Annotated in this window: 21 protein-coding genes and 1 tRNA gene; 16 read left to right on the forward strand and 6 right to left on the reverse strand. The window is 43.5% G+C overall.

The window, feature by feature from the left end; translation table 11 throughout:
* Window positions 1–87: 87 nt before the first annotated feature.
* Window positions 88–258 carry a hypothetical protein gene (locus FKV70_RS25885; RefSeq protein WP_162305666.1) on the reverse strand — a complete coding sequence of 57 codons (171 nt, stop codon included), beginning with the start codon at window positions 256–258 and terminating at the stop codon, window positions 88–90.
* Window positions 259–419: 161 nt separating this feature from the next.
* On the opposite strand from FKV70_RS25885, the gene FKV70_RS10630 reads away from it, so the two are divergent.
* Genes FKV70_RS10630 through FKV70_RS10640 form a run of 3 tightly spaced genes read left to right on the forward strand, consistent with a single transcriptional unit; the run spans window position 420 to window position 6,869 of the window.
* Window positions 420–3,605: a lantibiotic dehydratase gene (locus FKV70_RS10630; RefSeq protein WP_142612814.1), complete on the forward strand. Its 3,186-nt coding sequence runs from the start codon at window positions 420–422 to the stop codon at window positions 3,603–3,605.
* Complete coding sequence (locus tag FKV70_RS10635; protein WP_142612815.1) at window positions 3,605–5,470, forward strand: ABC transporter ATP-binding protein; 1,866 nt, start codon at window positions 3,605–3,607, stop codon at window positions 5,468–5,470. The genes FKV70_RS10630 and FKV70_RS10635 overlap by 1 nt, the downstream gene beginning before the upstream one ends.
* 16 nt (window positions 5,471–5,486) lie before the next feature.
* On the forward strand, window positions 5,487–6,869 hold the full coding sequence (locus FKV70_RS10640; RefSeq protein WP_142612816.1) for a lanthionine synthetase C family protein: 1,383 nt from the start codon (window positions 5,487–5,489) through the stop codon (window positions 6,867–6,869).
* A 492-nt stretch (window positions 6,870–7,361) separates the two neighbouring features.
* On the opposite strand, the gene FKV70_RS25890 is transcribed toward FKV70_RS10640, so the two are convergent.
* Window positions 7,362–7,523, reverse strand: coding sequence for a hypothetical protein (locus tag FKV70_RS25890; protein WP_162305667.1), 162 nt, complete (start codon window positions 7,521–7,523; stop codon window positions 7,362–7,364).
* Between the two features lie 231 nt (window positions 7,524–7,754).
* Between FKV70_RS25890 and FKV70_RS10645 the strand changes: the two genes are divergently transcribed.
* Complete coding sequence (locus FKV70_RS10645; protein ID WP_425280349.1) at window positions 7,755–8,024, forward strand: YciI family protein; 270 nt, start codon at window positions 7,755–7,757, stop codon at window positions 8,022–8,024.
* Window positions 8,025–8,169: 145 nt separating this feature from the next.
* Here the strand turns inward: FKV70_RS10645 and FKV70_RS10650 are convergent, their stop codons facing one another.
* The gene (locus FKV70_RS10650; protein ID WP_058712638.1) at window positions 8,170–8,508 is read right to left on the reverse strand and encodes a helix-turn-helix domain-containing protein; all 339 of its coding nucleotides are present in this window, start codon (window positions 8,506–8,508) and stop codon (window positions 8,170–8,172) included.
* 724 nt (window positions 8,509–9,232) lie between these two features.
* On the opposite strand from FKV70_RS10650, the gene FKV70_RS26245 reads away from it, so the two are divergent.
* Complete coding sequence (locus FKV70_RS26245) at window positions 9,233–9,331, forward strand: YjcZ family sporulation protein (protein WP_208738401.1); 99 nt, start codon at window positions 9,233–9,235, stop codon at window positions 9,329–9,331.
* 217 nt (window positions 9,332–9,548) lie between these two features.
* The gene (locus FKV70_RS10660) at window positions 9,549–10,001 is read left to right on the forward strand and encodes a DUF6386 family protein (protein ID WP_142612817.1); all 453 of its coding nucleotides are present in this window, start codon (window positions 9,549–9,551) and stop codon (window positions 9,999–10,001) included.
* An 85-nt stretch (window positions 10,002–10,086) separates the two neighbouring features.
* On the opposite strand, the gene FKV70_RS10665 is transcribed toward FKV70_RS10660, so the two are convergent.
* The gene (locus FKV70_RS10665) at window positions 10,087–11,217 is read right to left on the reverse strand and encodes a phosphodiester glycosidase family protein (protein ID WP_142612818.1); all 1,131 of its coding nucleotides are present in this window, start codon (window positions 11,215–11,217) and stop codon (window positions 10,087–10,089) included.
* Between the two features lie 132 nt (window positions 11,218–11,349).
* Here FKV70_RS10665 and FKV70_RS10670 point away from each other — a divergent pair, with 132 nt between their 5' ends.
* The 7 genes from FKV70_RS10670 (at window position 11,350) to nspC (ending at window position 19,096) form a co-directional block, all read left to right on the forward strand.
* A complete protein-coding gene (locus FKV70_RS10670; RefSeq protein WP_142612819.1) occupies window positions 11,350–11,823 on the forward strand; it encodes a DUF7716 domain-containing protein in 474 nt (157 codons plus the stop codon).
* Between the two features lie 51 nt (window positions 11,824–11,874).
* Window positions 11,875–13,188: a WD40 repeat domain-containing protein gene (locus FKV70_RS10675; protein ID WP_142612820.1), complete on the forward strand. Its 1,314-nt coding sequence runs from the start codon at window positions 11,875–11,877 to the stop codon at window positions 13,186–13,188.
* 147 nt (window positions 13,189–13,335) lie between these two features.
* Window positions 13,336–13,959: an SMI1/KNR4 family protein gene (locus tag FKV70_RS10680; protein WP_063213069.1), complete on the forward strand. Its 624-nt coding sequence runs from the start codon at window positions 13,336–13,338 to the stop codon at window positions 13,957–13,959.
* Window positions 13,960–14,140: 181 nt separating this feature from the next.
* A complete protein-coding gene (htpG, locus tag FKV70_RS10685; protein WP_063213068.1) occupies window positions 14,141–16,021 on the forward strand; it encodes a molecular chaperone HtpG in 1,881 nt (626 codons plus the stop codon).
* A 154-nt stretch (window positions 16,022–16,175) separates the two neighbouring features.
* Entirely contained in the window at window positions 16,176–16,436 is a 261-nt protein-coding gene (locus FKV70_RS10690) for a bacteriocin immunity protein (protein ID WP_142612821.1), read from the forward strand.
* A gap of 312 nt (window positions 16,437–16,748) precedes the next feature.
* Window positions 16,749–17,948, forward strand: a complete 1,200-nt coding sequence (locus FKV70_RS10695; protein ID WP_142612822.1) for a saccharopine dehydrogenase family protein — start codon at window positions 16,749–16,751, stop codon at window positions 17,946–17,948.
* Window positions 17,949–17,956: 8 nt separating this feature from the next.
* Entirely contained in the window at window positions 17,957–19,096 is a 1,140-nt protein-coding gene (gene nspC / locus FKV70_RS10700; protein ID WP_142612823.1) for a carboxynorspermidine decarboxylase, read from the forward strand.
* A gap of 202 nt (window positions 19,097–19,298) precedes the next feature.
* Here nspC and FKV70_RS10705 read toward each other — a convergent pair whose 3' ends face one another.
* Window positions 19,299–19,796: a hypothetical protein gene (locus FKV70_RS10705; RefSeq protein ID WP_142612824.1), complete on the reverse strand. Its 498-nt coding sequence runs from the start codon at window positions 19,794–19,796 to the stop codon at window positions 19,299–19,301.
* A gap of 300 nt (window positions 19,797–20,096) precedes the next feature.
* Between FKV70_RS10705 and FKV70_RS10710 the strand changes: the two genes are divergently transcribed.
* Both FKV70_RS10710 and FKV70_RS10715 read left to right on the forward strand, forming a co-directional pair.
* Window positions 20,097–20,612 (forward strand): hypothetical protein, encoded by a 516-nt coding sequence (locus FKV70_RS10710; RefSeq protein WP_142612825.1) that lies wholly within the window; start codon window positions 20,097–20,099, stop codon window positions 20,610–20,612.
* An 80-nt stretch (window positions 20,613–20,692) separates the two neighbouring features.
* A complete protein-coding gene (locus FKV70_RS10715) occupies window positions 20,693–21,202 on the forward strand; it encodes a GNAT family N-acetyltransferase (RefSeq protein ID WP_142612826.1) in 510 nt (169 codons plus the stop codon).
* Here FKV70_RS10715 and FKV70_RS10720 read toward each other — a convergent pair.
* On the reverse strand, window positions 21,195–21,638 hold the full coding sequence (locus FKV70_RS10720; RefSeq protein WP_142612827.1) for an N-acetyltransferase: 444 nt from the start codon (window positions 21,636–21,638) through the stop codon (window positions 21,195–21,197). The two genes, FKV70_RS10715 and FKV70_RS10720, sit on opposite strands and share 8 nt — an antisense overlap.
* Before the next feature lie 381 nt (window positions 21,639–22,019).
* Here FKV70_RS10720 and FKV70_RS10725 point away from each other — a divergent pair.
* A tRNA-Leu gene (locus FKV70_RS10725) sits at window positions 22,020–22,104 on the forward strand.
* Window positions 22,105–22,165: the final 61 nt, after the last annotated feature.

Raw genomic sequence — 22,165 nt, forward strand, 5'->3', positions numbered from 1 at the left:
GCATGTTTTCATGTACGGGGAAGTTACGCTTAGAGTTCGTAGTTGCTTTATACTTCTTGATGTTTCGCGATTTCAAGCCCAGTTCTTTCATGATGCGTCCTCAACGGTTTTTCCCGTCACATAAACGCCTTGCTGCTCTAGCGCTTCCTTGATTTTATCGGCTACCGTAAAGGCGACGCGAATCCAAAAAGTTTCGCCGTATGCGTTGCTCGAGCTCAGACATTTTTGGGTATTTACCCATTTTATTATAGGTAACATTGATCATCCTTCTATTTGATTCCCGCTGTTACGTGCTTTCAAAATTTAGGATTATAAAAGATTACGGGTATGTGTCGAATGTAAAGAGGTCTGCAAGTATTTAGACTCTATAACTACTCCCTAAATCTCTTATTTTCAGTCCGCTAAAACTAGGAGGAAAAATGACAAAAGAACCCAATATATATCGCGCACTGGATTTTTTTATGGTTCGCACGCCTGTTTTGCCGTTCAATTTGTTTATACAGTGTTTTCCTTCCGATTGGAAAGACCAAGAAGAGCTTAAGCGTTTTTCGCTAAACAAACTTGTCGAATTATCCAATGACTCGATTATTCGCGAAGCGATTGCGGTAGCGAGCCCGAGCTTGCTTGAGTCACTTTCTCATCTTGGCAATGACCAGAATGCACGAAAGAAAGCGCAGGCTATCAAAGGTTTTATGCGCTATCTGCTCCGCATGATGACGCGTCCCACACCATTTGGCCTGTTTTCCGGTGTGACTTATGGGCAATTCGCCGAACAGTCGCAGATGAACATAGAAGGCATCGCAACGTATCGCAAACGCGTGCGACCAGATATGGAATGGTTGTTAAAGATTGTTGATAAAATCGAGAAGCAACGTGAAGTTGTAGTTCAGCTTCGTATTCAGCGCAACTCTCTTATCTACCGGCAAGGCGAACGAGCAAAAATTCCTTATGTAGCTAGATATGGTGACCTCGGCGTCGGAGAAAGTGATAGCGTATCTGTACGAGCCTCTGCAGTATTCGATCTGGTGATGGAAGCTAGTATAAATCCAATTCCGTACCTAGAACTCGTATCCCGGATTAAGAGTGCTTTCATGGAGGCAGAATTAGATACGATTCATCACTACATTTGGCAGCTTTTTGAACAAGAATTTTTAATTTCGGAATTGCGACCTCCGACGACGAGTATAGAGCCCTTCGATCATATCCTGTCTGTGTTGGATGGGGTAGAGGGTATAGATGAATGGAAGGTTGCTCTCAATGAAATTCGTCGGAATATTCGCTCGTACAATAACCGATCAATTGGGCAGGGCGAAGAGCAATTACTTCAGTTGCGACAGATGATGAATGCTTTGGCTGAGGTGAAGACGACGGTACAGGTTGACTTGTCCTTGGAAGATCGATCCGTGACCTTGCCCTATCAGGTTCGTGAGGATGTTGAGAAAGTTGCACAATTGTTTAGTCGAATTTCTACACGTAAGTACCGACACCTGGAGGAATACTGCGATGAATTCATAGAGAAATACGGCTCGTATCGAGAGATACCAATTTTGGAGTTGCTGGATGAGGAGATTGGGCTAGGGCCACCGGCCACCTATCAAAATCCGAGTAGCGTTCATAGGCAGTTAAAAAATCCGAGTGTGCCATTCAGTACGAAGTGTGAACAATTACTCTTCAAGTGGTTCGTCTCGTGTATGCATCAGGGTGAACAAGAGATCGTTCTCACGAACGAAAGGATTCAACAGATCTTGGAGGATGAATCTGATAAAACCACCAGTGAGTTAATTCCTACTCCGTCAATGGAACTCTACTTTTTAATGGTAGTGCAGGATCGGGAAGCACTCAATCGCGGAGAGTACACGTTGGTACTTGGACCGAATCCTGGATCGAGTGGCGCGGGGAAAACGTTCGGACGATTTATTGATTTAATGGGTGTCTCGTTTAAAAACATGTTCAATGAGATTCATGAGGAAGAGCAACGCCTATCACCAGGTAAACTGCTTGCAGAGATTTCGTATTTACCCAGTGCAGCGAGATCGACGAATGTCGTTCTCACGGAAAATTTTCGCACTTATGAAATCGGAATTGGCACGAATCACACTGTACCAGAGGATCAACAGATTCATGTGTCCGATTTGATGGTTGGGGTGCGAGACGATAAATTTTATTTGAAGTCACGCAAGCACAATTGCGAAGTGATCCCGACAGCTGGGCATATGTTGAACTACCAGGGTGCGCCGAATGTGTACCGATTTCTGGTGGAAGTTAGTCAGGAAGGGTATCGACAATGGTCGACATTAGAATGGGGAGTAATGGATCAATCCCCCTTTACTCCGCGTTTAAGATATGGGAACATCGTGCTAAGTCCAGCGACATGGCGTATACAATTGAGTGGCAAGACATCTGAGCGCGAGAGCGAGGAGCAATTGGAGCTTCTGGTTAGGGAATTTAGTATGCAGTGGAAAGTACCTCGGTATGTGTATATGACTCAATTCGATAATCGTATCTTGTTCGATATGGAGCATCCTCTGCATGTGGAGGAGATCTGCAAAGACTTGAAGTCAAAAGGTCAAGTGACGCTGATCGAGCATATAGGGGGGTTCGAGGATATGCCGATCCAGCGGAGCGATGGGCCCTTGACGGCGGAATTTGTCTTCCCGCTCGTTAGACGCACGGAAGAGATGGATCTGACCCAAGCGGAAGTGGCGGTAAGTAAGGAGACAGAAATCTCTCGCCGGACTGTTGTTGATGCATCGCAGCGTGTACAGTTGCCGGGTGGATCGTGGTTCTATGCCAAGTTCTATGGGATAGACAGTCGCCAAGATGAGTTCATTGGTCGTCAGTGGGGAGATTTTGTTCAGAAATGCCGTGAGGCAGGTGTAATTGAACAAGCGTATTTCATTCGTTACTCCGACCCAACTCGTCATATTCGAGTACGGTTCAACATGCCAAGCGGTAATGACATATCTTCGTTCATCCCAATCTTCCATGAATGGACGACTATGTTACTTCAAGATGGAATGATAAATAAGGTTGTTGTGGACACGTATGAACCAGAGATCGAACGATATGGTGGACCTGAGCTTATGCGGTTAGCGGAACGTATGTTTGCTTGTGACAGCGATGTCACAGCGAATTTGGTTCGGTTGCTTCGATTTAAGCAGATCCAGCTAAGTCAGGAGGTCGTGGCGGTGTGTGGTGTGATACAATACATGACTCAGTTTGGTTACAACGAGCAGAAGGTTTACGAGCTCCTCAATGAGCGCTTCGATGTAAAAGAATATCTGGATGACTTCCGTAATGAACGACGTTTATTCCTGCAGTTGTTAGGGAGGGATTCCTCCGAATTAGCACCATTGCATCAAGAAGGTAAGCTGATTCATCAGATTGGTCAGCACAGGGAAGAGGCTGTCAAGCGGTATCAGCAAGTACTTCTTGAGCATGAGCGGCAGGGCACTCTTATGAACAACAAAGACAGTATCCTGTTCAGTGTGATTCATATGTACTTAAACCGCTTGATTGGGGTTGATCGAGATAAAGAACGTAAGGTAATGATTATGGCTCGTCATGCCCTTAATAGCTTGTTGCAATATTGGAGGAAGAGCTAATGAACTTTATTTGGAAGGGATGTCAGCATGAATTAGCTTCACTCTGGAAGACGGTTCGACATGGGCTGCAACTCTTCCGATTGATTTTCCGCATGAATAAGAAGTATATGATTCCAAGTATGATACTACACATCATTCAAGGCGCTGTGCCTGTGATGACATTAATGGTTACACAGAATTTGTTGAATAGTGTTTCCGTGGGATGGAAAGAAGGGGAATACAGGGTACTTTCTCATTTTGTTTGGTTCATCGTCATCTATGTTTTGAAGAATTTCATCGACGTCGCCCAAAGTTATGTGGAGGGGAACCTTCAGGCGGTCATTTCCAATTCGATGAATGTCATGATCTGTGAGAAATCAACCACGTTGGGATTGGCCGATTTTGAGAATGCTTCGATTAATGATCAATTAAAAAGGGTTTCACAAGAATCTACTTATCGCCCCTATCAATTGTATAGCCAGATGGCTGGCATAACTTCTGGAATCATTACACTTATTTCATCTGCTATCCTACTTGTTCTGTGGAAATGGTGGGTGGTGCTCGTGATTTTCATAATATCAACGTTTTCTATCTATTCGATTTTCAAAATCAATCGAGAACAGTTCCAAATCTACTTGGATCGTACTCCGAAGTATCGAGAATCGTGGTACATGACGTATCTCTTAACAAACGATAGTACATTTAAGGAAGTGAAAATATTCCAACTGGGTTCTTACTTGTTAAACCGATACCGCGATTTGTTGCATGGCTTCTTCCTTGTGGATCGTCGCATATTACTGAAGCGAATTCGAGTTACTTTTCTGTACGATATGTTAGAAATGGTAGCTTTGTTCTGGTTAATTGGGCTTGCAATTCACGAGACATTTATAGGAGTGATGATGATCGGGAGTTTGTATGGGTATATCCAGGCGATTATGCTCACGCAGAACCAGATGAATGGGGTTATTCAGGGGCTTGTCCAGTTCTCACAGAACAATCTTTACATGGAGCAGTTGCTCTTGTTCTTGCAATTGCCTACGTCGGATCCTGTTAATCGACAGAAACAGTTGCCCAGTGCAACAGAGCTATCGTGTCACGCAAATGCAAGTGTCCAGATTACACAGATTTCGTTCAATCAGGTATCTTTCGCTTATCCAGGACAAGATTCGGATACGATTCGAGAAGTGGATGTGACATTCAAGAAGGGGCAGACTGTGGCTATTGTAGGGAAGAATGGTTCGGGTAAGTCCACACTCATGAAGCTGTTAATGCAATTGTACAAGGATTATCGTGGTACCATCCAAGTCAATGGCCGTAATGTTCTCGACTACGATCTGCAAAAAGTCCAAGAACGTATGGGGGTTGTGTTTCAAGATTTTGTTCACTATGAAATGTCGGCTCGCCATAATATTGGCTTCGGCTCATTGGCTGAACTCGAGCAAGATGAGCGATTGATGGATGCAGCCAAAGTTGCAGCTATTGACCAAGTGATTGCGAATTTGCCAAACGGTCTAGATACACAACTTGGCAAATGGTTCGATGAAGGACATCAACTTTCGGGCGGACAGTGGCAACGTATTGCAATTGCAAGAGCCATTTTGCGAAGTGCGGATGTATATATTCTAGACGAGCCGAGCTCGTTCTTGGATCCATTGGCTGAACGAGACTTACTACAATTGTTCATGCATTTAATGAGAGACACGATAGGGATTTTCATTACACATCGTATCTCGTCAGCGCGTCTAGCCGATCAGATTTTAGTCATGGAGGACGGCCGGATCATTGAGCAGGGATCGCATGCTGAATTGATACGTTTAGGTGGGGTATATGCGCAGATGTATCAAGTGCAAGCAAGTTCATTTGCAGAAGAAGTTGCGGTGAATTAGAAGGAGATGATTGAGGATGAAAGCGGCAAGTGCGGTATCGACACAATGGATCCCCTTAAGTGGGGAAGTTAGGAAGCAAGTAGCACAAGTGTTGCAGGCGATTGTGCAGCGTTATAAGGATCCTGATCAGGTACGTGCCCAGATGAAGCAGGTTCCTGGGCAAGTGATTGAAGGAAAACAGGTGGCACGATGGTCAGACACAAGCTTCTCGGGTGGATTTACGGGTATTTGTGTATTAATGGGACAACTGGATCAGTTATATCCTGATAACGGTTGGGATATGGTAGGGCATAGTTACCTGCAAAAGATCCAACAGGTAATCGAACAGCAAGGTATTCATACTCTATCTCTATACAGTGGGTTAGCGGGTATTTTGCTAGGCGTTCGTGCTCTGTCACGAAAGAATACGCGCTACCAAGGCATGCTAGATACACTGGCAAGTTGGTTCGAGGAAGCTGTGTTAAATTATGTAGAGATATGCAAAAACCAGTGGAAAGAAGGGCAATTGCGTATTAGTCAGTACGATACAATCGAAGGTTTGACAGGAATTGCACGAGTTGTGTTGGCTTTCTCAGATCGACCGCAAATGAAGATTATCTGGCAACGGATTGTTGAAGTATTCCATATCTTCTGCGGGGAAAAAGATTATCAAGGACATCGAATCCCTGCTTGGCATATCCTGTCTGCGAATCAGTTCCTCGAACATGAAAAGGTGCAGTATCCAAATGGGAATTTTAACCTGGGCCTATCCCATGGTATCTCAGGACCGCTGGCTTTTCTGAGTCTATCGCAATTGCAGGGCATGACAACAGAAGCGATGCGTGCAGATCTGCGGCGGCTCACCGAGTGGATATGTCGATGGCGAGTGAGCGGTGAAGCAGGAACGTTATGGCCGGGGCGAGTCGCTGTTGAAGAGGTACTTCAGGGTGAATTGCATCCGAGCAGTATCCGAGACCCGTGGGACTCCTGGTGCTATGGGGTGCCTGGGATTGCACGATCCATCTGGCTAGCTGGGCAAGCGATGCATAATCAGGAATGGAGCGCAATTGGGTTGCAGGCGTATGTAGACATTGAGAATCGCATCCAGACCATGGGAGGACTCACCGCCTCTACCTTGTGTCACGGTATAGGAGGCCTGCTTCATATGGTTCAACGTATGTATTCGGATACGGGTCATGTGAAGCTTGGTGCGATTCGTGATGAACTAGTTGTGGCTGTGCTGGATAAGTATGCGGCAGAGTCGAAGTTTGGTTATTATGATGAATATTTTGTAAATGGCAAGTATGAGCAAGTGGATGAAGCGGGCTTTTTGACGGGTACCGCGGGCGTGGCACTTGTGCTAGCTTCTTTGCTTTGCGAGGAAAGCCCGGATTGGGATATGGCTTTGTTGATACGATAGGTTAACACCACACCACCGGACACCGCCAGGGCTGATGACAAAAGGGTCCGTGAAAAAATCTTCAGACCCTTTATGCATGTTCACAAACGATGTGATTCTTCATTGGTCTGGCTAGAGCTTCAAGCATTCGTAGAATGTTCAGGGACAACGTCGAGAAGAGGCAGTACTCTTGTACATTACGGACATTCCTCTTATGGGTTTTCACGAGATTATGGGCTAGTATTATGGTCCCGAAAGCTCCTTCGCATTAAATACTGAGAAGGCGCATATGTGTCGCCCAAAAATATCAGCCATCCCAAAACACTTTCGCTTTCTCAGGCGTTTCCTGCTTCCATAACTTCGAAAATGAGCTCAAGTGATACGCTTTCGCCGTTTTCAGATCTTCATCCTTGAGAATCTCAGCTTGTTTTAAAAGACAAACCCTAGTTCGATGAGCGAAGAAAAATGTGGTAGTGAATAAGACGTTTAGACTACTAGAGAATAGTGCATATTTTATAGGTGTTGTAGGTAGGTTTTCAAATCATAACCACCCGTCAGACGGGGGGGTTGCTCTGAGGCTATAAGCCTCTGGTTTTCCTGCTCTTGAATATACTTTCTAATGGTTGCCTCAAACATCCACTTGGTATGTGCCATGCCATCTCTGCTTTGTGCCACAAAAACCACCTTCTCCTTTCGTTATACATAGTAGCTTGAACACTCCTATTATAACGATTGCATCAGGTGGTTTTTTGTTTCGCACGCTTTGCGTACTCAACTGGCTAAAGCCACTAAAATTGACCAAATTCCCTTGTAGTTGCATTTCATCTTTGAGGGCTTTTATTTTAATAGCTAACGCTGTAATATCTTCTTAAAGGAACGTCAGATATTTTTTATTACAAGGGAAATATGGAGGGGAAATCAGTGAGTTACTTTTTATTAATTACTACACGAACAAACAAGTTCAATGCAGATGATATCGAAGGGCACTATGATCATCTGGAAAAGTTGAAGAAAGAGGGGCTTCTTGAAAAGTATGGTCCATTTAGCGATGGAACGGGAGGAGCCTATTTAATAAAAGCAGCGTCACTTGAGGAGGCGACAAAGATTGGAAATTTAGATCCGCTCATTCAAAATGGCTCTTCTACATTGACAATAAAGGAATGGCTGTTGCGTTAAATTCCATCTAACAAGGTCACGACAAAAAACTAATGTATCCTTTTGGTGTTAAATGGAAAATAAGGACTATGATTTTCTGAAAATGAAAAGTATGGTCCTTTTTTTATTTCCCAAGAGATTGCTCTCACAATTTTTGAGAATCTTCTTAGTTGATAATCTCCCGTATAACATTCCTCGCTAGACGTACCTTCTCTGGGCTCGATTTTTTGAGCATTGTAATAATTTCTATAATATCTTCATCAGACTCCACAATTTTGGGGTCCTCACTTACATAAGAAAACAACTGAACTAAGTTTACGTCTAGTGCTTTTGCGATTTTAGCTACATTTATCAAGGAAACATTCTTTTCTCCACGTTCGATCTGCCCAATGTATGTAAAATGAAATCCGCCTTTTTCCCCAAGTGCTTCTTGCGAGAGGCCTTTTTCTTTGCGTAAAACTCTTATTCTAGCCCCAACTAGCTTTAACACTTCTTTGTCCAGCATGCATCTACACCCCTTCATACTAAAAAGTGTAGACAAGATTTTCTTTGGCAAACATGAGATTAAGAATCGTATATTTGTTATTAATTATATCTATAAGTATTATTTTAGAGTATAATAAGACTATACTTGAAATTCTCTGGAGGAATAGATATGAAAGAAGCTCTTTCTACCTGTATTCCAAGTCCCACTCAACCATCCAGACCTGTACAACACCTACATCAGTCAATAACCGATTTCCACACGCTATCCCAATACCACATGAAACTAGCCCAAATATTGTACAAGCATAACCAACTCCAATGCTGCATTATCCTCTGCGACAGGGCGTTAACCTCCATGGTAAAAGCTCTATATATGAAAGAAACTAATAATATTTTCCCTCCGTGACTCTTGTCCATGGCGGATTTGTTGCACTTATTACATACTGACACCAACCCAGGATTGGATATTGTTGTATTTATAGGCACCACTCAATTTCTTTCATCCCAGCTAGAAACCTCGCTCATTCAAAAGATGAAGCAGAAGGATGTGAGCAGGCTGTTGCGCAGATCCGACGACATTCTCTGCCAGTTGTCATCCCGAGTCATAACTGATTCATCCGAAACGTACCAGTCCATTTTCTAAGAAGCTCCTCCATGGCAAATAAACTTGCCGATTCGCCCGGTCGTTATCCACTTTTCTACATACGATAAGAGTAAGCTTTAACGCAAGGAGGGATTTAGATATGGGTCAAGTAGGTTGCGGTGGAGCCTGGACATCCACAGGCGCGATTTTGGTATTGTTTATTTTGCTGGTGATTATCACCAAATCTTTTCTGATCTAACGTTAGGTTTGCATCGCTCAAATTCGTAAAGCAGCCCTCTTTTACAACAGCGTGAGAGAGGGCTTTTTTAATGCAGATGGATGGTGGCTCTAGTATGTTGTCTGGCCCTACAAGCATTGTTATACTTTACATAAAGGGATAATTCCCCTCAAATCTATAGCAATACGGATAGCGGAAGACGAAAAGGAAATTCGCTGACCATGATCAGGAGGATCGCATGATGAACATGGCAAATAGTCCATTTCAATTTACGACAGATACGGCGACTCTTTGCCTATTTGATACGCAAGCTCTAAAGCATCGTTTGAACGATGAACCGGATTGGTGGTCCATTGAAGCGGACGAGCTGGGGGAGTTGAATGCGGGAAATGCTGCTTTTTTGAATCTGGGAGCGGACGGGACGTATGAGGTTGTGATAACAGATCATATCGAGCAGCCTACGGTGCATCTATTTTTGAAGGTTCCCTCAGGGAATATATTTATTGGCGCAGGAGAGGAAGCGACAGGTGGCGAGTTGGAACCTGATTGTGTATGGGGAGGATCATTCCTGTCTGTGCAACCCGGGCTTTATGAATGCTTGGCAAGCAGAGGAGAAAACAACCGTATTTACCTTTCTTTTAAAAAAGGAAGCGAAGGCAGCAACAGCTTTACCAGCCTGATTCGATTGTAGATTGTAGGATCAAACTGTAACGGATCAGGCAAGCCGCTTCAACACAGGGAATCTATAATAACCGTGACTGGGAAAATGAAAAAGGCTATTGATACTTTACAATAATGGCGTTGCTGATTTGGCGGCCGGGGGTAGTGAGGTAAGAGCCGTTGTAGTACAATCCGCTGGAAGCACCGCCATCCAGATTCATGGCCTGATAAGCACTAGCCTGCTTCATTATCTGGGCGAGCTGCGGAATAGTCGCTCCGCTTGTAGTTAGGAGGATCAGTTTATGATCCCTCGTAATTCCAAGTGCGCTGCGGGCGCCGCCGCCTGTTAATATTTTAGGGTCCTTGAAGCCTTCAGCTTTGACATTAAGGGAAACCTGGCCGTTCGTGACCAGACGAGGTCCAGCTTGAAGAGCACCTTCGACGCTGCCTTGACTTAACTGTTGTTCAAAAGCAGAACCCGACATGAGCTTGGCTAAATGGTTAGTATCGTAGGTGAAGACGGTACGTTGATCGCCGGAGCTTTTTTTCAACATCTTGCCATGACTGACCAGATAGCCGTAAGGCGTTTTGTAGGAGCTTTTGGTATAGGCGTCAAAGAATGTGCCATTAATAGCTACAACCGCTTGATTGCGTTTGGCGAGACGATTCAAGTCCTCCACTTTACCAAGGGTATCGCCTGCCAGTGCTACGTCCAAACTCACCTTGGGATGGAGCATGGAGATGGTGACCATCTTGGCGGAAAAGGTACGAGATCCAATCTTAAAGTTCTTATGAGCTACCGTGATTGGGGGAGTATTTCCGGGTAGTATGCCGGTAAGTACTGGAAGTGTAACAGACGTCTTATCCTGCGTAATACGCACGGCTGAGGTTTCTTTTTGCCACAAGACTTGTAGATTTAGATGTTGGCTGACGAACTGCAAGGGTACATAGGTAGCGCCGTTATCGGTAAAAGGTGCATTTTGCATACGAACCGTTTGATCATTCACTTTAGCAGTAGCTTGTCCCATAAATAATGTAAGCCGGGTATTGCCTTGCGCTATTTCTATTTTTTTATCAGCCGGGTTTAGGTTGAGTATGATCCCTTCATAGCTGTTCAGGAGGCGAAGCGGGATGAAGGAGTGGTTGCTCTGATCCACATAAACCAGCATAGGTACTGGTGCAGCAGCGTAAATCGGGGTTACAAGTAATAGCATGGACAGAATAATAAGTGCGGTGATTCTTTTCATAAATAGATCAATCTCCTTAGGTAGTCTTAACAATTGACAAGGTGCTTGTACTTATATCGGGTTTTATCAGTTACAAATGTATGTTAAGCGAATTTTGAAGGCTCAGCTGATATAGAAACGGGGTGGCTGGAGATGAGCAGGTACGAGACAAGACTTAAGGATTACCTTCGCAGAGAGCGCCCGTCTTATCGTATATTTGAAGGATTGCAGGAATTGGTGCGCAGTGTGGGGCAACTGCATAATAACAGGTTATATGTGAATGTGGCTCAATGGGATCAGGACCCTGTTCACATACCGATTTATTATTTGGATGAGCATTGGCTGGAGGAATGTGCAGAGGACGGTACAGTCGCAACGAACGAGCAGGACGAGCATATTCCCGTATGGATATCAGATCGTCAGGTTCAAACCTGGTTTGAGCTAGCGACTTTTGAGAGTATTGTAGAAGTCCTTAAGGATACTGGACAGCCAGTGACACTTCAGATGGTGATTATGGCGGTCAAATATTATGAAAAGCATGATACCTATCTGGACTATGAGGAGGTAAAAGCAGTGATAGACCTGTGGTCTGTGTTGACGAAGGTGAGAAACCACCTAACAGAATGAATAAAGCCTATGGAACAAATAAGACATACATACACTGGATGGGGGAGCGGAATGAATTGGTTGAATCATGAAATGGCAGCGCAGTGGCGACAGGCGGGAAAAAGGTATGCCGCAGATGTGAACGAGTTTGTCAGAATCGGTATGGAAAGCCAATGGCAGCAGGAGCAGCCAGAGCCGAAGCAGGATGAACGTCCTAAGCTGGCCAAAGATATTTTTCGAATGATTCAGGAGGCAAATCAGGCTGGGGAAGTAGAGAAGTTACGTCAGGAGATTCCGGCTGCATCCTGGCCGCTTACACCGGCGTTTGAGGAGGCTTTGCAAGCCGTGAGGCCGGTGACTTTTATGAATGGAGGCAATGAAGTCGTTCTACATGCAGGCAATCCTCGGGAACGCGGAAAGATCTACATAGCGGGAAAAGATGAAATCAGATCAATTCCCGGATTGCATCGAGTAGGTTGTTCGCCGGACGGGATTTATTTTGCGTTGGTGGATGGGCAAGGGATTCGGATTGTTCGTCAACCGGATCGGAATCTGCAAGGGGAAGAGACAGCGTATTATCCGTGGAAGGATATACAAGCCCGTTTAAAAGCGTCTATTCCTGACTTGGAATGCTTGGCGGATGAGGAGCATCCTGAGGATATATTAGATGAAGTAATTCCGTTTGATGATGGACAACGTCTTCTGCTGGTGTGCGGTTATGGCGTTTATTTGCTGACTGCTGATCAGGTAGATTTGGTCCATCCCCAAGCGTCTGAACGTAGAGAACTAGAACTGAAAGACACGATTGTGGATATGGCGCATGGTGCTGTGTCGAAGGATGGACGCTGGATCGCTTATGGTAGCCAGATGAGTGAGCATTTGCTTATGGACTTAACCGATAAGACGGTGCACACATTGGAGCCAGGCTCCAGCTATCCGCACTATGCCCTATTTTCCAAAGATGGTCTGGATGTCTGGTTCAATGCCTGTCATTTCTACAACGGTGCCACCATTCAGGTGCCGATTGCCGAAGTGGAGCAGGGGCTTGCTCAGAATAAGGAAGAATGGCCGATAATGAATGAAGAAATGCGAGTATACGCTGCCGTAGCGCTGACACAAGGATCTATTCTAGGCGATGCTTATGGATATCTTCGTCTTATTGATAGAGAGGGGCGTGAGCTTTGGCGCTATTTTGTCGGTAGTACGATTTCCGGGCTGGCAGTTACACCCGATGAAGGCATGCTAGCGGTTGGAACGTATGGTGGTATGCTTCATTTAATTGATTTGCAGAGTGGCACCAAGGATGAATATAGCATTGGCACTGCTCCCATTCACGAGATAGGGCGTTGGTTGTTCTGGCGTAACTATGAGCCATTGCGCTGGTAATACTAATATTCTGCGAATGGTGAAAAAAGCAAGTTCTGATAAGCTGAACATATAAAGGGCAGTGGCATATAATTGCAATGATATTTTTATATAAATTCGCATTAGCATAATGGAAAATGCGAATAAGAAGGGAAGAGGTGTGAGGACATGGACAAGAAAGCGGATATTCGTTCATCCATGAAGGAGTTATTTGCACAGATGGATGAAGCCTTTTTTATGGATGTGGAAGAAAATGTACCGCTCGAAATGCGTGATGGGAACGTCGATGAGGAGGGATGGATCAAGTGGAAGCCCCTTCCTTCACAGATTACAGAACAAGAAGTTCGGGAGCTGGAGGAAAAATACCATTTTGAACTGCCGCCTCTGCTGAGGAATTTTATCATGTCCTACCATTATGTATCTTTACAATTCGATAATGAATCTATTCCGGGAGTATACTGGAGCGATTGCACGTTTGTAGAATTTCCACGTCTGCCAGTGGGTCAAGGCTTAAAGGCATTTTATGATTTGATCGATCAATGGTCACCTCTATTGTCAGCAGGCTATATTCCATTTGCGATTGCAGAAGACGATCAAGGTCCCGTATGTTTAAACGCAGGCAGCAGACATAAGGACGGGGATTATCCTATTGTCTGGTTCTATCATGAAGATCTAAGGCATTTGGATGGGGATGAGCTGCGGATCAGGAGTAATCTGCTTCCCCATGTTCAAGGGCTGTTTCCGTCCTCTGCCGAACTGTTTAACGTGATGTTTAAGCAGATCAGACACTAGCAGTTTCCTAAAATGGAATTTTACTGTGTAAGTTAACCAAGATATTGACATAAAAAATGAGGAATGTTATAAAAAAGGTAGGCTAGCACTCGAATGGTGGGAGTGCTAACAAAGCTGAATCGTTTGCATAGCTCTTATCCGCTGGCCTTACATAGGTGTATATTTGAAAGGAGATATTCGAATGGAGAAAAAACAGTTTCAGGCTGAGTCCAAGCGTCTGCTCGAAATGATGATTAACTCGATTTACACGCAAAAGGAAATTTTCCTAAGAGAGCTCATCTCCAACGCAAGTGATGCGATTGACAAAATCTACTACAAAGCACTGACAGACGATCAATTGGTTTTTGACAAAGAAAACTATTATATTAAAGTAACTCCCGATAAAGACAACAGAACGCTGACTTTGAGGGATACCGGAATTGGGATGACCAAGGAAGAGCTGGAAAATAACCTGGGCGTCATTGCTAAAAGCGGCTCACTGGCGTTCAAAAATGAAAATGAATCCAAGGATGGACATGACATCATTGGTCAATTCGGCGTTGGCTTCTATTCAGCTTTCATGGTAGCGGATCTGGTTACAGTAACGACCAAGGCTTTGGGAAGCGATACTGCTTATAAATGGGAATCCACAGGCGCTGATGGGTATACCATTGAGGAGGCTGAGAAGGACGAAGTCGGAACCGAGATTGTGCTTAAAATCAAGGCCAACACCGAGGAGGAGTCCTACGACGAATATTTGGACGAGTACCGTTTAAAAGCACTTATTAAAAAGTACTCCGACTTTATTCGCTACCCGATTAAAATGGACATTTCAGGCAAGCGTCTCAAAGAGGGAAGCGATAACGAGTTCGAGGATTACAAAGAAGAACAACGTATTAACAGCATGGTGCCCATCTGGAGAAAAAATAAAAGCGAGCTGACCGACGAGGATTATCAAAATTTCTACGCGGAAAAACGCTATGGTTACGACAAGCCGCTTCAGCATATCCATATCAGCGCAGACGGTGCGGTAGTGTACCAAGCGATTTTGTTTATTCCTGAAAATATTCCGTTCGATTTCTACTCCAAGGAATATGAAAAAGGGCTTGAGCTGTATGCCAACGGTGTGCTGATCATGGAAAAATCTCCTGACCTGCTGCCGGATTATTTTAGCTTCGTAAAAGGTATGGTTGACTCCGAAAGTCTGTCCCTCAACATTTCGAGAGAAATGCTGCAGCATGACCGTCAGTTGAAGCTGATTGCCAAAAATATCGAAAGCAAAATTAAAGGCCAGCTGTTGACTCTGCTCAAAAATGATCGGGAGAAATATGATCAATTCTACAAATCATTTGGCAGACAATTGAAATTTGGTGTCTACAATGATTACGGCAGACATAAGGAAACGCTCCAGGATCTGCTTATGTTCTACTCTTCGACAGAGAAGAAGCAGGTTACTTTGGACGAATATGTATCTCGTATGCCAGAGGATCAAAAGTATATTTATTATGCTTCCGGGGAGTCCAATGAGCGTATTGAAAAGCTGCCGCAAACTGAATTGGTGGCCGACAAAGGCTACGAAATTTTGTACTTCACGGATGATATTGATGAGTTCGCTATTAAAATGCTCATAAGCTATAAAGAGAAAGAATTCAAATCCGTCTCGAGTGGCGATCTCGGCATTGAGTCTGACGAAAATGAGAAAGAAACAGAAGCGGAACAAAACGACAACAAGGAGTTGTTTGAGTACATGAAGGGCTTGCTGGAAGGCAAAGTATCCAGTGTAAAAGCCTCCAAGCGCTTGAAGACACACCCGGTATGTTTGTCCGCTGACGGCGAAGTAACCATTGAGATGGAGAAAATTTTGAACGCCATGCCGAATAACGCTGATGTCAAAGCGAATAAAGTGCTGGAAATCAACGTAAACCATGCGGTGTTTAACTCTTTGAAAGAAGCTTTTGCTAAGGACAAGGAGAAGGTAAATCTCTATACGGCCTTACTGTATAATCAGGCCTTGCTGATCGAGGGCTTGCCGCTGCAAGATCCGGTTGAATTCACGAACGATATTTGCAAAATCATGGTTTAAAATGCATTATAACGATATGGAGCCGTTCCCGTACCGGGAGCGGTTTTATTTATTATGATACTTCTCAAGGCTCCACAATAGGTCGTATAGCGCTTACAGTAGAAGTGTAAGGTTCCACTATGTCGACTACAATTCATCCTAGGAGGGCGATTGTATGAGTCTGAACCGAGACCCATTGAAACATCAAAAGTTGAACCGAAGTGAGCTTATACAGTTAGTGGAAAAAATCATCAGCGGCGAGGGAACAGAAGAGGAACTCGACAACATGTTGAATGTAGTCATGCAAAATACACCACATCCGGAGATTAGTAATTTGATCTACTGGGATGACCGCGGTTTGAGTGCGGCAGAGATTGTAGATGAAGCTTTACGCTATCAGCCCATTATTTTACCATCTCATGAATCTTCGTCATAGACGTGGAGGGGTGGTCTTTTGTTCAAAAATAAGATAATATGATCTCTTTAAGGCATAAGCATTATATTCAAGAAAACGTCCGTTAAAGATGCGCTGGCTTCTCTGTAATGGATGGGGAAGGGCTTAATTTCTGCTCGCTTTCGGAAAATTTATGCCTAATTTTGGAATTTGTAAAATTTTTGTGACATGCTTCTGTGAATTTTGACACAGCAAATTATCGTTTTTCTTGATTATTTGGTGGGATGTCTTTATAATCATTTTGTTTGCAAGAATGATTAGCGATTAGCGTATGGAATAAGGAGGTTATTTATTTTGGGAAAAGCATTGATTATTGGCGCCGGTGGCGTGGCCAGCGTTGTGGTGCATAAATGTTGCCAAAACCCAGATGTATTTGAAGAAATTTGTATCGCAAGCAGAACTGTTGAGAAATGCGATGCGCTTAAAGAGAAGCTGGGTGGAGGTCGTACGAAGATCCAAACGGCTCAGCTTGATGCTGACAACACCGACATGGTCATTGACTTGATTCGAAGCTTTCAACCGGATGTAGTTATCAATGTGGCTCTCCCTTATCAGGATTTGACGATAATGGATGCTTGCCTTGAGACAGGTGTTCATTACGTTGATACGGCGAACTATGAACCGCCGGATACGCCGAAGTTTGAATACAGCTGGCAATGGGCCTACAAAGAAAGATTCGAAAAAGCAGGAATTACAGCTCTGCTGGGCAGCGGTTTTGATCCAGGTGTGACTGGAGTATTTACGGCCTATGCTCAAAAGCACTATTTTGATGAAATTCATACGATTGATATTGTGGACGCGAATGCAGGGGACCACGGATATCCTTTTGCAACTAACTTTAATCCGGAAATCAATATTCGTGAAATTACGGCGAAAGGCCGTTACTTTGAAAACGGAGAATGGATTGAAACTGAGCCACTTTCTGAGAAAAAAGTATACGATCTTCCTGAAATTGGACCGAAAAATATATATCTTTTGTACCATGAAGAACTGGAATCTCTTGCAGTGAATATTAAAGGCGTGAAAAAAATCCGTTTCTGGATGACATTCTCGGACAATTATCTGAATCATTTGAACGTACTTCAAAACGTAGGCATGACCTCGATCGAGCCTATTGATTATGAAGGCCAACAGATCATTCCACTGCAATTCCTGAAAGCTATTTTGCCGGACCCGGCTTCTCTGGGACCAAGAACAAAGGGCAAAACAAACATTGGTTGCATTATCCAAGGCATTAAAGATGGAAAGCCAAAAACCTATTATGTTTACAACGTTTGCGATCATGAGGAATGTTATGCAGAGGTTGGATCCCAAGCCATCTCTTACACAACAGGTGTTCCAGCTATGATCGGTGCAATGCTTATCATCAAAGGCCTTTGGAAAAAACCGGGCGTTTACAACGTTGAGGAATTTGATCCAGATCCATTCATGGAAGCACTAAATAAACACGGATTGCCATGGCAAGAGAACTTTGCGCCAACGTTGCTTGATTGAGGTCTGCGATGAATATTGATATTACCGGACTCCCATCACCTTGTTATCTTGTTGACGAAAGACTCCTTGTCAAAAACCTTGAGGTTTTGAATTCCGTTCAAGAGCGGACAGGTTGCAGTATTCTGCTCGCGCTTAAGGGATTTTCGATGTTTTCGACTTTTCCTCTGGTTGGCAAATATTTAAAAGGCGTAACCTCCAGTTCGTTGTTCGAGGCAAGACTCGGTCGCGAAAAAATGAACAAGGAGGTTCACGTCTACGCACCTGCTTATGTTGACAGTGAATTTGATGAGCTATTGGAGTATGTTGACCATATTGTTTTCAACTCCTTTGATCAACTGAAACGCTTCAAAAGCAAAGTGCAAGGCGTAACTTCCAAAAAAATCGACATCGGCATTCGAGTGAATCCGGAGTATTCGGAAATCGAAACGCCGTTGTACGATCCTTGCTACAACAACTCCAGAATGGGTGTGACTCTGGCTAACTTTAGACCCGAGGATCTGGACGGCGTGGATGGTATTCATTTTCATACGATGTGTGAACAGAATTCAGATACGCTGGAGCGTACCATTAAAGTCGTGGATGAGAAATTCGGGCCATACATTAAGCAAATGAAATGGCTCAATTTCGGCGGCGGTCACCATATTACCAGAGAAGACTACGATCTGGACACCCTGGTACGTTGTATTCAATACTTTCAGGATAAATACGGTGTGCAAGTTTATCTTGAGCCAGGCGAAGCTATCGCTCTGAACACCGGATATCTGGTTGCAACCGTGTTGGATACGATAAAAAATGGAATGGATATTGCCATTCTGGATACTTCAGCTGAATGTCATATGCCTGATGTGCTGGCAATGCCTTACCGCCCGAATATCATTGGTGCAGGTAAGCCTGGCGAGTATGAACATACTTACAGACTCGGTGGACTTACTTGCTTGGCTGGAGATATCATTGGTGACTATTCCTTTAAAGAGCCATTGAAGCCAGGAGACAAGCTTGTGTTCTGCGATATGGCTCATTACACCATGGTCAAAAATCACATGTTCAACGGTGTCAACCTGCCAGCCATCGCCAGCTACAACGACGAAGAAGGCATCAAGGTAATCCGTCAGTTCTCCTACGAGGACTTTAGCTCGCGTTTGTCGTAAGGAATAGGCAGAATTAAATGAACTGAGTTTAACGAAGGAATGACTCAACTACAAAAGCCTCGCCCCTTTAAGAAAGGGTGAGGCTTTTTGGTGTGTATAGGGATTTTTTAGTTTTTATATGTGCCTGTTACATGTATCCAATACGACGACAGGTATTAAATAACGATTCACAACTTGAAAAAGTTACATAAATTTGGTTAGTCTACCTTACAACTTCAGAAGAGACTTTATAGTCAAATATACGTCCTCCAAATTGAAGTCCTGGAAAAACCTCGACGGCGAGGTAGTATTCTTTACCTTTTTCAAGTTCTACATCTAAAAAATAACGACCGTCTCTTGAACGTTTGATTTTTGTTCCATTACTATCATAAACAGTCATTTGCAACCAGGAATCAGAAGTTCTGTCTCCCTGAATTGTAAAATGAACTTCTTGCGATTCAAAAGCCTTAAATTTATATACATCGTAGGCTTCCCAGACTCCAGGCACTCCCTCTGTACCAAGTCTTCCGATAACAGCATCACCTATAAAATAGTAATTAGCCTGTTCAAAACTATCATTTGGTTCCTGTTCATGATATTCAAGTACAGAGGAAGGAGTTAAGCCGTTTGTAGCGGGTGCTGCTTCTTGAGCAGATGCAACAGCGGTGGATGTGCTTAATAGAAGTGCTAAACCTAGTGTAGAAAAAACTGCCTTTTTCATTTAATCATCTCTTCCCTTCTTTTATTTTGGGATTTATATAATAAAAAAATTTGCTAATCCCATCCATTATTATATATTGTATTCCAATAAATTGGAATAAAAATGTAACAATAGACAAATAAATATATATTTTTGTCACAATTATGCGTTTTTACAAATTTATTTATTAAACATCAATTAAGAGTTAGCCAACTTACTGTATACTATAGAATTCCTTCTTAATATGCTTTCATGAAAAGGGGCATCCTATTTTAGGAGTAACACAAGCTATGTTATACTCCATAATTGGAGGTGAGAAAAATGTTCGACCCGACCGTTTTTGATAACTTAAAAGTAGCAATGGAAAATGCGGTTTACGATCTGGATAATCTAGACTCATGTATTAACATTACGCAGCGAATCGATAGATTGGAAATGTCGGTAATGGCGCGTGAATTTGGTGTACAGTTCAGTCTGAGAGAACAGCCGGATGTGACGGCAGAACTTCGACTAAAAATGGATTTAAACAATCTGGCTGCAGAAATTTTGGAGATGGAAGATCAAACTCCGGGGTGCAGCTTGCTGTTGTATTTTCATATGAAGATTCGGGAGATTGACACGCAATGCAGCCGGATTGAAAATATACTGACTGAGGTTTGGAAGCCCGATCTTCGCCCAGTACAGATGTTAAGTCAGATTTACGGAGAGAAGACATCTACATACCAAAACAGGATCGAACTCCGATTTTCCAGGCAAATTAACGAAGATCAGATGGAGGATATTCCAGAGTTGTTGGAACATATGCTGCTGACGCTAACGGAATTAAACAAGGTCTAACTGTGGTCTAAACATCCCTCTTTCTCTTTATGAAGACTGCCTGTCATTTGGGGGAATCAGAGGTAAAGGAGTAGGAATATATGATAAACGAACACGATTTTTCTGAAATATATGCGATTATGGAGTCTTCTTTTCCCGCATCAGAATGCAGGACGTTTGCGGGTCAAAAGGCTTTATTGAAGCATCCTAGCTATCGCATCATCACTGAAAAGAATGAGCAGGGCAACATAGTGGCCTTTTTGGCGGGCTGGGAATTTGAGCATTTTCGGTTTGTAGAGCACATTGCAGTAGATTCACGTATACGAGGTGGTGGATTAGGCAAAAAGCTCGTGAGTAGATTTATCTCACGGTCTGATCAGCCGGTAGTGCTGGAGGTTGAGCCGCCAGTGGATGAATGGTCACAGAGAAGGATCGGCTTTTACGAACGTTTGGGGTTTCATCTGAACCATTTTGAATATGTACAGCCCCCTTTAAGAGAAGGACAGGCTGATCTGCGGCTTCAGATTATGAGCTATCCAGATGCGTTGGCTGAATCGGCGTTTGCTCCGTTTAAAGAGATTTTATATACCGAGGTATATGGGCTTAAGTAAGAGAATGTTTTGTCCAAGCCATCACAAATTCCTTCTCATCCGTTTCGGTATCCACAGCTTCTGCTTGGATGATAAATCCGTTTTTAGTATAAAAGTTAAATGCTTTCGTGTTGGACTGGTATACCTTTAATTGAATTTCCTCATGCTGTTGCTTAACCCAATCTAATAGCAATTTGCCATAGCCTTTTCTTTGAGAATCAACACGTATAAACAGAGCAGCCAAGTATCCATCCAACATGGAAACAAAGCCGCCAATCGTAAGATCATCTTGTATGATAACGTAGTTTTGAGCGAGGGGAAGATACTTGTTCTCCATCTCGGCAGCTTGAGATTTCCAATACTGCGGAGCAATAAAATGGTGGGCTTCTATAGAAGCATCCAGCCAGATGGCTACTAGTTCCTTTAATTCTTCTACTTTCGCAGGTCTAATTGACATTGTAACGCCTCTTTTCACATTATGTAATCTTATCCTTAATAAGCTATGATGTTGAAATAAAAAAGGCCGTCCGTAGACGGCCTTTCTACCCGTGGCGCTTAATTAAAGCCTTGATCCGTATCCCGCGCTTCCGTCAACTCTGTATATTAGAGAATAACGGACCGGGTAAGGGATACGCTCAACATATGATTATTGATGTTGACGCACCTCCTTTCCTGATACATTCATCCTACCATATCTGGTTGGTGATATCCAGTGATTATCTTATATTTACTAGCATTATTCATAAAAAATATAATATAAAATGCCTTGCTTTTAAGGTTTATTCAAGATATAATCTTAATTACGGTAATTAATGATATTGCCATCAGTACATAGTATGCGGTCGTGGCGGAATTGGCAGACGCGCACGGTTCAGGTCCGTGTGGGCTAACCCCCCGTGGAGGTTCGAGTCCTCTCGACCGCATTATACCTAACATTTACAGGTTCTTGGATTGGCTGTATGCCACCAAGAGCCTGTTTTTATA

This window comes from Paenibacillus ottowii (genome assembly GCF_006874425.1).
Lineage (GTDB): Bacteria > Bacillota > Bacilli > Paenibacillales > Paenibacillaceae > Paenibacillus > Paenibacillus ottowii.

Coding starts and splice junctions, on each gene's coding strand:
- FKV70_RS10650 (WP_058712638.1), bottom strand. CDS start 8,508: ATGCTGGACAAAGAAGTGTTAAAGCTAGTTGGGGCTAGAATAAGAGTT.
- htpG (WP_063213068.1), top strand. CDS start 14,141: ATGGAGAAAAAACAGTTTCAGGCTGAGTCCAAGCGTCTGCTCGAAATG.
- FKV70_RS25885 (WP_162305666.1), bottom strand. CDS start 258: ATGTTACCTATAATAAAATGGGTAAATACCCAAAAATGTCTGAGCTCG.
- FKV70_RS10710 (WP_142612825.1), top strand. CDS start 20,097: ATGTTCGACCCGACCGTTTTTGATAACTTAAAAGTAGCAATGGAAAAT.
- FKV70_RS10720 (WP_142612827.1), bottom strand. CDS start 21,638: ATGTCAATTAGACCTGCGAAAGTAGAAGAATTAAAGGAACTAGTAGCC.
- FKV70_RS10635 (WP_142612815.1), top strand. CDS start 3,605: ATGAACTTTATTTGGAAGGGATGTCAGCATGAATTAGCTTCACTCTGG.
- nspC (WP_142612823.1), top strand. CDS start 17,957: ATGAATATTGATATTACCGGACTCCCATCACCTTGTTATCTTGTTGAC.
- FKV70_RS10670 (WP_142612819.1), top strand. CDS start 11,350: ATGAGCAGGTACGAGACAAGACTTAAGGATTACCTTCGCAGAGAGCGC.
- FKV70_RS10630 (WP_142612814.1), top strand. CDS start 420: ATGACAAAAGAACCCAATATATATCGCGCACTGGATTTTTTTATGGTT.
- FKV70_RS10690 (WP_142612821.1), top strand. CDS start 16,176: ATGAGTCTGAACCGAGACCCATTGAAACATCAAAAGTTGAACCGAAGT.
- FKV70_RS10665 (WP_142612818.1), bottom strand. CDS start 11,217: ATGAAAAGAATCACCGCACTTATTATTCTGTCCATGCTATTACTTGTA.
- FKV70_RS10680 (WP_063213069.1), top strand. CDS start 13,336: ATGGACAAGAAAGCGGATATTCGTTCATCCATGAAGGAGTTATTTGCA.
- FKV70_RS10660 (WP_142612817.1), top strand. CDS start 9,549: ATGATGAACATGGCAAATAGTCCATTTCAATTTACGACAGATACGGCG.
- FKV70_RS10640 (WP_142612816.1), top strand. CDS start 5,487: ATGAAAGCGGCAAGTGCGGTATCGACACAATGGATCCCCTTAAGTGGG.
- FKV70_RS10705 (WP_142612824.1), bottom strand. CDS start 19,796: ATGAAAAAGGCAGTTTTTTCTACACTAGGTTTAGCACTTCTATTAAGC.
- FKV70_RS10715 (WP_142612826.1), top strand. CDS start 20,693: ATGATAAACGAACACGATTTTTCTGAAATATATGCGATTATGGAGTCT.
- FKV70_RS10675 (WP_142612820.1), top strand. CDS start 11,875: ATGAATTGGTTGAATCATGAAATGGCAGCGCAGTGGCGACAGGCGGGA.
- FKV70_RS10645 (WP_425280349.1), top strand. CDS start 7,755: ATGGAGGGGAAATCAGTGAGTTACTTTTTATTAATTACTACACGAACA.
- FKV70_RS26245 (WP_208738401.1), top strand. CDS start 9,233: ATGGGTCAAGTAGGTTGCGGTGGAGCCTGGACATCCACAGGCGCGATT.